This window comes from Xenorhabdus sp. PB61.4 (assembly GCF_963894935.1).
GTDB classification, from domain to species: domain Bacteria; phylum Pseudomonadota; class Gammaproteobacteria; order Enterobacterales; family Enterobacteriaceae; genus Xenorhabdus; species Xenorhabdus stockiae.
Window position 1 is genome coordinate 1 of record NZ_CAWQJR010000046.1, and the last position, 13,162, is coordinate 13,162.

At 36.7% G+C, this 13,162-nt stretch carries 14 protein-coding genes; 3 read left to right on the forward strand and 11 right to left on the reverse strand.

Going from position 1 to position 13,162, the window contains the following annotated elements; translation table 11 throughout:
* Positions 1-25: 25 nt before the first annotated feature.
* Genes AACX68_RS03680 through AACX68_RS03695 form a run of 4 tightly spaced genes read right to left on the reverse strand, consistent with a single transcriptional unit; the run spans position 26 to position 3,213 of the window.
* Positions 26-427 (reverse strand): cupin domain-containing protein, encoded by a 402-nt coding sequence (locus AACX68_RS03680; RefSeq protein ID WP_228858380.1) that lies wholly within the window; start codon positions 425-427, stop codon positions 26-28.
* 11 nt (positions 428-438) lie between these two features.
* Positions 439-1,449: a TauD/TfdA family dioxygenase gene (locus AACX68_RS03685; protein WP_228858381.1), complete on the reverse strand. Its 1,011-nt coding sequence runs from the start codon at positions 1,447-1,449 to the stop codon at positions 439-441.
* Between the two features lies 1 nt (position 1,450).
* On the reverse strand, positions 1,451-2,041 hold the full coding sequence (locus tag AACX68_RS03690; RefSeq protein WP_228858382.1) for a cysteine hydrolase family protein: 591 nt from the start codon (positions 2,039-2,041) through the stop codon (positions 1,451-1,453).
* A gap of 8 nt (positions 2,042-2,049) precedes the next feature.
* A complete protein-coding gene (locus AACX68_RS03695; protein WP_228858383.1) occupies positions 2,050-3,213 on the reverse strand; it encodes a LeuA family protein in 1,164 nt (387 codons plus the stop codon).
* A gap of 232 nt (positions 3,214-3,445) precedes the next feature.
* On the opposite strand from AACX68_RS03695, the gene gap reads away from it, so the two are divergent.
* Together gap and AACX68_RS03705 are read left to right on the forward strand one after the other, a co-directional pair.
* Entirely contained in the window at positions 3,446-4,444 is a 999-nt protein-coding gene (gap, locus tag AACX68_RS03700) for a type I glyceraldehyde-3-phosphate dehydrogenase (protein WP_228858384.1), read from the forward strand.
* Between the two features lie 66 nt (positions 4,445-4,510).
* Positions 4,511-5,074 (forward strand): TetR/AcrR family transcriptional regulator, encoded by a 564-nt coding sequence (locus AACX68_RS03705; protein WP_228858385.1) that lies wholly within the window; start codon positions 4,511-4,513, stop codon positions 5,072-5,074.
* Positions 5,075-5,244: 170 nt separating this feature from the next.
* On the opposite strand, the gene AACX68_RS03710 is transcribed toward AACX68_RS03705, so the two are convergent.
* Positions 5,245-6,834 (reverse strand): ATP-binding cassette domain-containing protein, encoded by a 1,590-nt coding sequence (locus AACX68_RS03710; RefSeq protein WP_228858386.1) that lies wholly within the window; start codon positions 6,832-6,834, stop codon positions 5,245-5,247.
* 419 nt (positions 6,835-7,253) lie between these two features.
* Here AACX68_RS03710 and mutT point away from each other — a divergent pair, with 419 nt between their 5' ends.
* Positions 7,254-7,655: an 8-oxo-dGTP diphosphatase MutT gene (gene mutT / locus AACX68_RS03715; protein ID WP_228858387.1), complete on the forward strand. Its 402-nt coding sequence runs from the start codon at positions 7,254-7,256 to the stop codon at positions 7,653-7,655.
* 248 nt (positions 7,656-7,903) lie between these two features.
* On the opposite strand, the gene yacG is transcribed toward mutT, so the two are convergent.
* The 6 genes from yacG to ppdD form a co-directional block, all read right to left on the reverse strand.
* On the reverse strand, positions 7,904-8,101 hold the full coding sequence (gene yacG / locus AACX68_RS03720; protein WP_086955899.1) for a DNA gyrase inhibitor YacG: 198 nt from the start codon (positions 8,099-8,101) through the stop codon (positions 7,904-7,906).
* 31 nt (positions 8,102-8,132) lie between these two features.
* Entirely contained in the window at positions 8,133-8,891 is a 759-nt protein-coding gene (gene zapD / locus AACX68_RS03725) for a cell division protein ZapD (RefSeq protein WP_228858388.1), read from the reverse strand.
* Positions 8,884-9,507 (reverse strand): dephospho-CoA kinase, encoded by a 624-nt coding sequence (coaE, locus tag AACX68_RS03730; RefSeq protein ID WP_228858389.1) that lies wholly within the window; start codon positions 9,505-9,507, stop codon positions 8,884-8,886. Before coaE ends, zapD begins: the two co-directional genes overlap by 8 nt.
* A gap of 188 nt (positions 9,508-9,695) precedes the next feature.
* A complete protein-coding gene (gene hofC, locus AACX68_RS03735) occupies positions 9,696-10,895 on the reverse strand; it encodes a protein transport protein HofC (RefSeq protein WP_228858390.1) in 1,200 nt (399 codons plus the stop codon).
* Between the two features lie 29 nt (positions 10,896-10,924).
* Positions 10,925-12,433, reverse strand: a complete 1,509-nt coding sequence (gene gspE, locus AACX68_RS03740) for a type II secretion system protein GspE (RefSeq protein ID WP_228858391.1) — start codon at positions 12,431-12,433, stop codon at positions 10,925-10,927.
* 125 nt (positions 12,434-12,558) lie between these two features.
* The gene (ppdD, locus tag AACX68_RS03745) at positions 12,559-12,981 is read right to left on the reverse strand and encodes a prepilin peptidase-dependent pilin (protein WP_228858392.1); all 423 of its coding nucleotides are present in this window, start codon (positions 12,979-12,981) and stop codon (positions 12,559-12,561) included.
* Positions 12,982-13,162 lie beyond the last annotated feature (181 nt).

Here is a 13,162-nt window from a genome sequence, read left to right on the forward strand (position 1 = left end):
TTTATATACAAATTGAAACGTTAGTTTATTCGTTAATGACTGTTACTGGTTGTTGCCAAATAATTAAAGCAACACAACCTATTTCACTACTTGACTCGTGAATAGAACCAGGTTTAAGTAACACGAGATCATTTTTTTTAACTATTCCAGTAGAGGTTTTCATTTCTCCTTCTAATATATAAATTAATTCAAATCCATTGTGTAAATGAGGCGGTGCACTACCGCCTGCATAATAATGAATAATTGCAGCAGCTGAGCCATTTGCTTCTTCTGGTTTAAAAAGCCAATGTACTTCAGCACTTGCTCTACCGCTTTTATTAATGGATTCGAATTTTAAATTTTCTGAATGTAAATTTTCACTTAAAGAACCGATTAATAATTTTGGTAAAGAATTTCTTACCGTATCAAAATTTAATAAATTTTCCATTTTATTTTCTATTAATTATCTGTAATACAGTAAGGATCTTGTTTTGTAGCCCATTTAGAATACTGTTGAACTTTCTCTTCATTGTCGAGACTATAAGTTTTTAAAAGCCATCTTTTTCGCCCTTCTTCTGGATTTTTTACATCAATCCATTCACGGTTATGGATCCCACTTTGGTTTCCAAAGATGAGCAAATCTCCTTTTTTGATCATATGACGTAATTTCTCACTTCTACTCATTGCATGTTTTAATTCAAGAATAGCTTTGATCGCATCAATGTTATCCTGATCAATGGGCCGAGTAAAAGTATCCTGATAGCGAATTAAATTTTCTTTTAAGAAAATTGCGTGGGTAGCTGAACTTTGCCAACTACTGTTATTTTCTTTTGATCGATCATCAACATCAGTTTGGAATATCTCTTTCTCAAGTATTGAAATGGTTTCTTTACTTAAGTATTTCTTCAACTCTTTGACATCCATATAAGTTGTATAAATAAGTTCTGATTCGGTTACTTGCAGACCAAGTAGTGATACATAGTCTGCTCGGACAGGGTGATATGAACGATCACTATGATAAATTAAATCGCCATCGGTAAATCCAGTCTTTTTCCCTTTGAATTTATTGAATGAAACTAGGTCCGTAAAATAGTCACCATTATTTCTGCTTTTATACGAAAATAAAGGAGTTCTCTGGATTTGAGAAATTAATTCTAAAAATCCTTCACCAATATATGTTAGTTTTGATTCATATTTATGTTGTACAGGGTTATTTAAATCTAAGTTAGGTAGTTTTAGATCTATAGGGCAGTTTTTAATAACGTGCACATGATTGCCATTCTTAATCCGGTCATCAACAATTATTCTGCATACCTCAACTAGATTATCTGGCAATGGATGGTTTTTTATAATAGATGAAATATAATCTTTAAATTTAAAATATTGAGTGTATGGATTGTAAGGGTTAGTGTTTATTATGTTTTCTATTTGTTTTTTTTCTTTTTCAGTAAATGTATATAGTGGTTTCATTTTAAATATTAACTTTTGTTTTAAAATCAGTTGAACACATTACATCGGAAATTTTATTAATAATGTGTATGGCACATTCATGACTATGAAGATCTGATGATGATATACAATCCTCTAGAACTACAACATTGTAATCTCTATCATGAGCTGATAATGCTGTAGACAATACAACAAATTCGGAAGAGACTCCTGTTAACACAATTTCTTCAATATTATTTGTACGTAATATGAGATCTAAGTTAGTGTTAAAGAATGGATCTATTCTATTCTTTTGAATAATTATTTCCCTTTCTTGTGGAAGAATATCCTCATGAATTTGAGTTGACCAGTCACCTAAAATAACTTGTTTTTTTTCTTTAACATGCTTAAAAAGTTTTGATTTTGGAGACCATTCATTATAATTTTCATTAAAACCTACGACAACATATATGATTGTTATTTCTTTTTTTCTTGCAAAGTTAAGTAATTGATCTATATTTTTGATTAATCCACGTTGATAAGCTTGTTTATAAAACCCATCTTTACCGACGCTACCTTCTGGGTGGACTAAATCATTAATAACATCTAATACCAGAATAGCTTTTTTTGTCATATGGCACCTTATGCAACCTGGGTATTTAATAAAATATGTTTATTAATTCGTTGTTGTAATTCGTTCATGCTTAAACAATTACTTTCAGATCGACTATTAATATAGACTTCATATAATTCTTCGACTAACTCAACATTACTAGTAATACCTTTCTGTTGAAGAATATATTTGATAATGGATTTTCCTGAATGACGAGAAACAAAAAATTCACGTTGTCGATTAAAGATGTTTGGTTTTACGAATTCATATGTATCTGGGTTGGATAATATTCCTTGCTGGTGAATACCCGCTGCTGTTCCAAAAGCATATGTACCGAATATTGGTTGATTTCTAGGAATTGGCATGGAAATCACTTCACAGAGTATTTTATAAGCAGAGTACATTTTGCTTAAATCGATATTTGTATATGCACTGTATTGCTGGCTTTTAAAATATAAATTTGATGCAACCATTTCTAAAGATGCATTTCCTGCACGTTCACCAATCCCGCCTAGAGTTACTTGAACTTCATCAGCACCACCTTCAATACCAGCTAGCGTATTCGCGAGTGCCAATCCTAAATCGTTATGACAATGGGTAGAAATACTAATTCCTTGTCCGACCTGAGATTTTATGAATTTGATAATCTCCTTAAACTCATGAGGATTAGAATGTCCTGTTGTATCGGCCAAGATGATCTGCTGTGCGCCAGCATCGACAGAAGCTTGAGCCATTTCACCCATGAACAGAAAATCAGCTCTGCTGGCATCTTCTATCCCAACAGAAATTCGGCAATCACTATTTTGTTTTGCAAATTGAACAGATTTGATCACTTCATTAATGGATTGAGTTCTCGTGATATTGCGTTTGTTTTTTAGATGCAGATCGCTTCCTGTTGCAACCATTTGAACTGTATGATTTTTTTCTGTTCCTGCTGCATCTAAGGCCAATTGGATATCTTTAATTAGAGTGCGAGAAAAAGTTGCAATTCCTGATCGAGTAATTTCTTTGCTAATTAGCTTTGTTGCTTGATAGTCGAAATTAGATGATGCAGGAAATCCTGTTTCAATATGATCTACACCGAGTTCTTCAAGCTTTAGTGCGATTTTTAATTTTTGTTCTGGATTCATGGCATTTTCTGGCGCCTGTTCTCCATCCCTTAAAGTTGTATCTAATATCGATACCTTATTCATTTACCATTTCCCAAATTATCAAACATAAATACCAGTAGGTATGTGCCGTGAATGGTATAGAAATACATAAGATAATTTTATGATCAAGGTCACATAATTGTTAATTTTGTGACTTATATGTGTTACGAGGTCGCAATTTGAACTTTTTTTATCGTGACATTTGAATAATGCTTTTGACTTGATAGCATACATAATAGTATGTTTTTAGGTGATACTTTAAAGGATAATGATTATGATTAACGTAGCTATTAATGGGTTTGGTAGAATTGGGCGCAATTTTGTTCGTGCACTGGAAGAAAATCCGCAAGATATCAATATTGTTGCTGTCAATGATTTGGGGTCGATTGATCAATTAGCTCATTTGCTTAAATATGATACAACTTTGGGGGTTTTCCCAAAAGATATAAGTCTTGATAGAAACAAACTTGTTATTGGTGATAAAGAGATTCTTGTTTACCAAGAACGTAACCCAGAAAATTTGCCGTGGGAAAAACATGATATCGATGTTGTTCTTGAATCAACTGGTGTTTTCAATGATGGCCATAAAGCTATAGCGCACCTTAAGAGTGGTGCAAGGAAGGTATTGATATCTGCTCCTGCGAGTAGTGTTGATTTGACAATAGTCCAAGGTGTAAACCACCAATACTATGATAAGAAACGACATCACATTGTATCTAATGCATCTTGTACAACAAATTGTTTAGCGCCTATAGCAAAAGTTTTGAGTAAGAGTTTTGGTATTACGTCTGGTTTTATGACAACTATTCATGCATATACCCAAGATCAAAATTTACAAGATGCACCGCATAAAGATATGAGAAGAGCTCGTTGTGCAGCTCAGAATATTGTACCTACTTCAACAGGAGCGGCTAAAGCTATTGGCATCGTGATTCCAGAGCTGAATGGTAAACTTGATGGTGGTTCAGTTCGTGTACCTGTAATTACTGGCTCAATGGTTGATCTTACTGTCATGCTTGAACGAGATGTCAGCGCAGAAATGGTAAATAAAATTGTCAAAGAAGCGGCTAATAGTACAGTGTTGAAAGGAATTCTCGAATATACAGAAGATGAGATCGTATCTTCGGATATCATTCATAACCCTGCATCCTCTATTTTTGATGCAAAACTTACCAAAGTTATTGATGGTAGGATGTTGAAAATTGTCTGTTGGTATGACAATGAGTGGGGGTTTTCTAACCGCTTAGTGGATACCGTCATACAAATGGCCTAAATTGCATTTCATAATTAAAACACGCTTTTTGGAAAAAGGGCGTGTTTTATCAAGTTAAGGTGGAAAATGTCTAACGAATTAAATTCAAAGCAAAAATTAATTGAGGCAATGGGGGAGCTTCTTTTAGAAAAGGGGCTGGCTAATACAAGCCCGAAAGATATTTTAACCCGCTCAGGTGTTGGTCAAGGTAGTTTATACCATCATTTTCAGGGTAAAGAAGACCTTGCTTTTTATGCCATTAAATACAACACAAATCAGCTTATTAATGCTACTGAGACTATTTTAAACACAGAAAAATGTGCTTATGAGAAGTTAGTTGATTTCCTTCATAAAAAAAGAAATATCACTCGTGGTTGTTTGATTGGTCAAATGGCTCGAGATCGCCGTATTATGGAAGATGCTAAGCTAGCAGAAGAGGTTAAAAGAGGTTTTAAATGGATGAAACAATGCATTGAGGAACTTGTAAGATTATGCATTTCTGATGGTTCTATATCAAATACATTAGCACCATTAGAAGCTACAACACTTATTATTTCTACTTTGCAGGGTTCTTATATCACGGCTAAGGGATTACAAGATGAAACTTACTTTCAAATTAGTATTAATGCCTTGCTTAAGTCATTGAAATAAAATTTATTTTAAATTTTATTCTGTACATGTTAGTTCCGGTTAGATCTGAACTAATACATCTATTACCCGCCACTTGAGGCGGGGTTTTTTTGTTATTTTTAGGTTCAAATGATTTCAGCATATTTATAGTAGTTCATAAAATTTACAATTCATCAAATCACATAGTCAGATTAACCTCCCAGTGTGAGTTCCTGCATATTGCCTATACTCTCAATAAATTGATCATCATGAGAAATTAATACCATAGCACCAGTGTAATCATGTAGTGCTTTCTGGAGTAATTCACGAGATTCAATATCCAGATGATTATCCGGTTCATCCAATAGCAGGAGTGCCGGTGCTGAAGGCCCACAAAATAAACAGGCAAGGGCGACTTTCAGTTGTTCTCCTCCACTTAGATAACCGACAGGTTTTAGAGCCTCTTCACCTCGCATACGCAGTTGCGCTAGCCGAGTGCGATAACGATCTTCCGTCCAGCCTGGTGACTGTAATTGAAAGTTATACAAAGCTGACTGGGTTTTATCGAGGAATGAGAAATGCTGGTCCATTAAACGATGTGAAGATGTGATGCGACAAGCGCCCTGTTTTGGCACCAGTGAGCCAGTCATGACTTTCAGTAAAGTCGATTTTCCACTGCCATTTTTTCCTGTGATAGCGAGGCGATCACCGTTATTGATGGTCAAGCTGATAGGGGAATCTGACCCAAAGGGTAAAATAATATCCTGTAGATAAAGTAACGGAGGAGTTGCTGCCTGAGGAGTTGCAACAGCAATTGACAGCGGATCAATAATGTCGAGTTTTGCTCTGGCATCAGTCGCTAAGGAAGAACTGCGCTGTAGCCTTTCTTCATTCTGTTTTGCCAGCCGTGACAGTGTGGATTCAGAGCGGTTCAATGCGCGATCCAGCAGAATTGTAGCTTGATTAGCATTTTCCCTACGTTGTTTCCCCTGGCTCTGTCTTTTATCAGATTTTTCTCGATCTCTTTGTTTATCCCGTATGGCTTGTTTGAGGTTTTTTCTGGTCTGATCTACATCGCGCTGTATACCTAGTCTTAGCTGTTCTTTACTGTCCAGCCATGTTTCCCAGCCACCGACGCTATGTGATAGCCCTAACCCGCTAAGCTCATAAACAACGGAAACATGCTGTAAGAGTTTCGTATCATGTGTAACCAGTAAAATGCCACCATTGAAAGTTGCCAACCATTGGGATAACCAGAGGCGTCCCTGTCGATCAAGATGGTTACTCGGTTCATCCAGAATCATAAAGCCGGCCCCCTGTTTTTTGAGAGACAGTAGCCGAAGTCGGGTTTGTTCTCCTCCGCTGAGTAAATTAAAGGGCTGATTTAATATCTCTGGGGCCAGTTCACCTTCTGCCAGTAAAGATTCGATCTGAAATTGCCAATCCCAGTTTCCTTCCATAACATCAAAATCTGCGGCTTCACCAATACCAGCAAGAATACGCTCATTGGCATTGATAATATCAGTGAGTCCGAATATGTTGGCTGCACTACCTGTAAAAGTAGACAGGCCTTGTGACAGATAACCCACATCACAAAAATGTTTGACACTTCCTTCCGATGGTGAAGTTTGTTTTGCCAGTATTGATGCTAACCAGGATTTACCAATACCATTACGGCCTATCAGTGCGTGTTGCCCTGTATGCAGAGTAATATCAATATCGGAAAATAGTGGTTTGAGTTCACCCGAAAATTGGTGGGCTATTTTTTTTGCTTCGATTAATGGTTGACCTTCATATTGCATGAATGATTCTCCCTCAATCTTTATTGTATGATTTAATTATTTTTATTCTTGGATAAAACCTTATTTGACGTTTTTTCCATTCATTTTCTGGCTGCCTTCTTGTTGTCGTATTGTTTGGTTAATGTAAGTTTGTTGTTCTTCAAATTGCTTTTTATTATCTGCGTTGTTCATCCGGTTAGCGTAGTTACAAGCATAGATTATCTAAGCGCCTAAGGAGCGTTTTCTTGCCGCAGTGATACACTTTGAAATCGATTAAATATACTTCTTATGAATAGAAATGTGTCGAGTATATATAATATTCTTTTATGCATGAAAGAGCAGATAAAAAGAAATGTGAATTGATGCAGGTCTCGTGAGATTATATCTTCCCATAAGGCTGTTTATTGTGGCCTGTAAGAACGACCATCATGGAAAACGTTATGGAAAAAAAACATCTGCGCATTGCGGCAGGTATTATTAAAAACAGCAATAATGAAATTTTTATTACCCAACGTCGTGCCGATTCACATATGGGCGGATTTTGGGAATTTCCGGGAGGAAAGCTTGAACAGGGAGAAACACCAGAACAAGCGTTAATAAGAGAGTTAAAAGAAGAGGTTGGTATCACGGTAACTCATTGTGAACTGACGGAAACTATCACTCATGAATTTACGGATAGGAATATCACTCTTTACTTTTTTATGGTTGATCAATGGGAGGATGAGCCATTTGGAAAAGAAGGGCAGCCTTCCCGCTGGCTCCTGCAAACTGAATTAGTTGCTGATGAATTCCCGCCAGCAAACCGTAGTATCGTTGGTTTATTGACTAAATCTGCAGGCTAAATCGAGCAAAGATAGCGTCGAATTTATCCGACGCTATCTACACTTCATCTTTAAAGTTGCCTCTTTGTTGGTTACGTTCGCTCACCCCGGTCACCGTTTTTATAAAAAGACGATTATCTATGCTCCCGGGGATTACTGAGAGGCTCCTGCCTCTCACCAGAGGCCAGCCTTTGGCTGGGCAAATTCGTTTCAGACGAATTTGTTACTCCCTTGCCTCCGCGACGCATTTTGAAATCCATCAAGGGATTTTACTGTTCAGGCAGTTCACTCCATTCATCGTTTTCTGTGCTGTCGCCCTGACTTGGTATTTTCTTTTCTTCATTAGCCCATTCACCTAAGTCGATTAATTGACAACGCTTACTGCAAAACGGTCGGTGCGGGCTAATTTCCCCCCAGATTACGGCCTGGCCACATGTAGGACATGCGACAGTCAATATTTCAGACATGCTGTTTTCTCCTGCTTAATTTGAGGGTATGTTAACAGCAGGCTAATTCAAATGACAAATGTGCAGGTACTGTACCATTTTCACTATCCATTGGCAGAAACCGGATAGCAAAGCGGGTTTTGTGGCCAGAAACTTGCGGATAAATTAATTGGTTTTCCGAAATATCTAGTTTTAACCTTAGCAGATCGGCATCACCAGCATTCCCCTGAAAAAAACCGTTATGGCTTACCTGAGAAGAGAACATTGTTGACTGTCGTATCAGTTCCAGAATGCTTTCTAATGCCTGTTTTAGTGGTAGGAGACTGTTTAGCCAAGAGCTGACGGTTTCATCCCGGGTAGACTGTGGCAGATGAAGCCACAGATACAATGTCGGCAGATCAAAACTACAACATCCGCCCGGAATACTGAGCCGTTGACGAACCATGCTGATGATTCGGTCTTCTTTAATCTGTTGGCTAAGGCGGGGAGCATGGTGTAATGCAAGGCTCCGCTCTTTCAGTTGCTCTACCAGACTGTGAACCATCGTCGTATCTACATTGGGAGCATTGAGCCATTGTCTTAATTTTATTTGCTGGCGTTCCAGTTCCTTTAATAACTCAGAACGTACTTCACCACGTTCCAGTATCTCAATTAACTCGGCGATTGTGCGAAAAAATGCCAAGCTGTTTGCTTGTGAATCCAGATGAGACTGTTTTTCGAGTTGTTGCAGTGAAGATTCAATCCTCAACCATGAACGCATTTTTTCATTTAGCGGGTGTTCAAAAATAATAGTAGAGGTTGCATCACTCATTGCGTTCTTCCTGTCTGACTGATTCTGCTTGTTTCAAATATTGTTGATGTAATTCGGCTATACGTACAGTGAGATCTTGCTCTTTTTGATCGTTTAATATGACATCATCTGCTTTTTCCAGACGTTCATTGCGGTCAGCCTGTGCAGCCAGAATATTTTCAACCTGTTCCCGACTGACGCCATCACGCGTGATTGTCCGGCTGATTTGTACTTCAGGGGAGACATCAACTACTAAGATTCGGTCAGCTAAATGCATTAAATTATTTTCTATTAACAGAGGTATAACCCAAATAGCATAAGGAGCGTTGATTTGGTTCAGTTGCCGTTGTGTTTCTGCGTGTATGAGTGGATGAAGAAGTGAGTTGAGCCACTGTTTTTCTTCTGGGGCAGCAAAAATTTTTTGGCGTAGCACGGCACGGTTTAAACTACCATCCGATAATAGGATATCCGAACCAAAGTGTTCAGCGATTGTCTTTAATGCGGGAGAACCAAGAGCAACAACTTCTCTGGCAATAACATCTGCATCAACAAGCGGGACACCAAGGGATGAAAATACATTAGAGATAGTTGTTTTACCACTACCAATTCCACCTGTGAGTGCAACAATATAAGTCATTCTATCCTTCAAATATTCTGATAGCCTATATAAACAAATTGTAACTCAAGGGAGGCATATGGGCTATAAACAAACATATATAATTCTTGTTATTACAATCATGCTCCACTTACATAGTTATCGCTCCCCTTGCAAGATTCATATCAGTGCCGCCCCAACATAACTAGAAATTCAGTGTATATAATACGTTACGTCAAAATAGTACCCAATTGAAAAATTGGCAAATACATAGCGAGTAGTAACAGGCCTACAATTATTGCCATGATCAGCATTAATACAGGTTCAAGTAAGTTAGCTAAATTATCAGCACTGTTTATAAATTGCTCTTGATACCATATCGCTAGATTACCTAAAAATAGCTCAAGTTCACCCGATTCTTCACCAATTATGACGAACTGTTTACATAATGGGGGAAAACAATACTCTTTTTTCAAGGCATGACTCATTGGAATACCTTGCTGTATTTTTCGATGAAGATTTTTGATTCCAGCTATAAATAAAGGATGATGGGTTGCATTTATTGCACATTCCAAACCAATGGTTAACGTTAATCCTGCTTTTTGAGTCATAAATAGAATATGAAATATCTGGCTGGTATGCCGATATGTTATGAGTTTTTTGAAAAGTGGTAGCCGGGTGAAAAGTATTTTTTCTTTTTCGTGTAATGTAGGAAATCGAGAGCGTAACGCTAAATAACTAACTGTCATTATTAATGTTGTTATCAAAATAAAAAAACCATGATTAATCAGAAAGTCAGAGGCAGATAAGATCAGCTGTGTTAATAAAGGTAGTGAGGCACCAAATGCAGAATAAACTTGTTTGAATTCCGGTAGAACGAAAATCATCATTAATAAGATAACAATTATAGCAACAAGAGAAATTATCAATGGATAGCGATACGCTTTTTGGAATTTTTTATGCAATATGTTCTGTTGCTCTAGTCGATTAATAAGCAACTGACAGCAAGATTCAAGTTGACCTGTTTGTTCTCCTACTGCAATAAACTGGCAGAATAAAGGAGAAAACAGTTGTGGATAATTCTGTAAAGCGGTAGAGAATGATTCTCCCTGACTAATCTTATGGATAATATTAGCTAATATGCATCTCCAGATAACATTTTTACATTCTGGTAAGAGAATATTAAGAGCCTGTAACAAAGGAATACCTGATGTCAGCAATGTATTTAGTTGTTGGGTAAAATGTAGCCGATAAGCCATTTCTTTTTCACTGTAATAAATAATCTGTCGGCGTTTAATGGCGTAGGGTTGTAGATCCAGCTGGCTGAGATGGTTGAAAATCATTTGTCTGTTCTGACCTATATTTTCTCCTGTTACAATATTTCCTTTTTTATTCACAGCTTTCCAGTGATAAATAAATTCTATTTTCATTCTTTGCCTTCTATATGGATATTTATTGATTATGCTTCCTGGCCTAGAGTCTGATAAATCTCTTCCAGAGTTGTTATACCTTGCCCGACCAATGTTAAGCCGGCAGATAAAAGCGTGTCTTTTTGTTGCAGGGTTGGTAAGCAGGGAATCTTGTCAGAAGGTTGTTCTGATAAAATTTGTTGAAGTTCAGGTTTTATTTCGAGAAATTCATAGATGGCTGTCCTGCCATAATAGCCAGAAAAGCAGTGCTCACAGCCGACAGCTACCCATGTTTTTACTGTTATATTTTGTTTTGTATCGTTATTTTCAGTATGTATGAATTCGGGATTTTCTGCAGGTTGACGACAATGGGGGCAAAGCTTACGGACTAATCTTTGAGCAATAATTAATTTAACACATGAAGCGGTGGTATAACCTGAAATCCCCAGATGTTGCAGGCGTGATAAGGTATCTATCGTCGAATTGGTATGTAGGGTGGATAAAACCAAGTGGCCCGTTTGAGCAGACTTCATCGATATTTCAGCAGTTTCATTATCACGAATCTCACCAACCATGATGATATCGGGATCCTGTCTGAGTAATGCCCGCAAAACTTTGGCAAAATCTAGCCCGATTTTATTATTTACTTGTGTTTGATTAATTCCCTGTAAGGGGATTTCTATAGGATCCTCAACGCTACAGATGTTTTTCTGAGTTTGATTTAAATATTTCAGGCAACTGTATAACGTGACGGTTTTCCCGCTTCCTGTAGGGCCGGTTACTACAATCATTCCCTGTGGTACGTGAAGTTTCTGAACTAAAAGCTGTAGCTGAGATTCAGACAGGCCAAGTTGTTCTAATGATAGTTGTTGTATGGTACTGAGAATACGTAGAACAATTTTTTCTCCATACAGAGTGGGTAATGTTGAGATACGTATTGCATAACGGTTCTTATTATCATTCCAGTCAAATTGCCCATCTTGTGGCTGACGTTTTTCCGCAATATTAAGTTTCGCCATAATTTTTAAACGGGCAGGGATGCCTGTATTCATTTGAGGAGATGGTGGTGGCATAAAATGTAATGAACCATCAACCCGAATACGTATTTGATAGCTGTTTTGTAATGGCTCAAAGTGAATATCTGACGCTCTTTTTTGTATAGAGATAGATATTGTTTGATTAATTAACTGAATAACAGGAGTGTCAATATTTTCTGAATTATTTTCAATCATTTGTTTTTCATTGTAATTGTTATTTGGAGTGGTTAAATTTTCTATCCGATAGGTTTCTGTTTCACCATTTTCTGAGCAATAGTTTTCTGCGTAGGAAGGTAGTATGTTTTTTTGTGTCAACATGGATTCTATTTTGGCTTTTGGCCAAATATTAAAATCAATTATTGCACCAGAAATAAAACGTAATGCAGTAATAAACTCTTCATTAGGTGATTGGCTACAGGCAATAGTGATAGAATAACTATTTCTTTTTATAATTATTGCCTGATGTTTCTGGCATAATTCGTCAATTTCTTTTTCCATTAAGTTGCTTTCCATATTTCTCATTTAACATATTCCTTTGGTTTTAAAAATGAATGGCTGTTTTTGTAAATATAAGGCTGTTTACACTTTCAGTGGAGGGCTATATTTACGTTATAATTTAAATTCTAATATGTTTGTTTTTGCTTTTTTTAAAACTTAAATGTTTCCTGACATTTTTTTTTTAACGATTCACTTTCAGAATGGCACATAACTTGCCAGTGAGTCATACCGATTTTGGTATCTTGCTCTGGTTTTAAGGTGATACTCAGGCCACTGAGGTTTTTCTGTCCAATAATATTTGCTTCTCCTTCTTTTACTGTAATTGTATTGATGTAACGGCTATTAAATCCTGATGGAATTGATTTATGCCCAGAACTGCATTCTTTGTAATTTCCGGTTTCAAAATGACAAATGTCGATGCCAGATTTATAAGGAACAATAGATTGTAGCATATCAGTCAGTGCTGCCTTTTGGATATATCCCTGATAACTAGGGATACCAATCGCACCGAGGATAGACACTATTGCCATTACCACCATAACTTCCATTAATGTAAATCCTTGTTGATTCATATTATTGCTTCCTCATTTTGTGTTTTTTATTCGATCTCTACATGGCTCTATTATTTTTTAAAATAGAAGCATGATATTTATTATTTGCTGATGCCAGTTAGAATGAAGGTTTTCTTAAAAAATAAAATAAGATAAATGAAATTTATGGAAGCGATTCAAAGAAAATAATTATTAATTACAT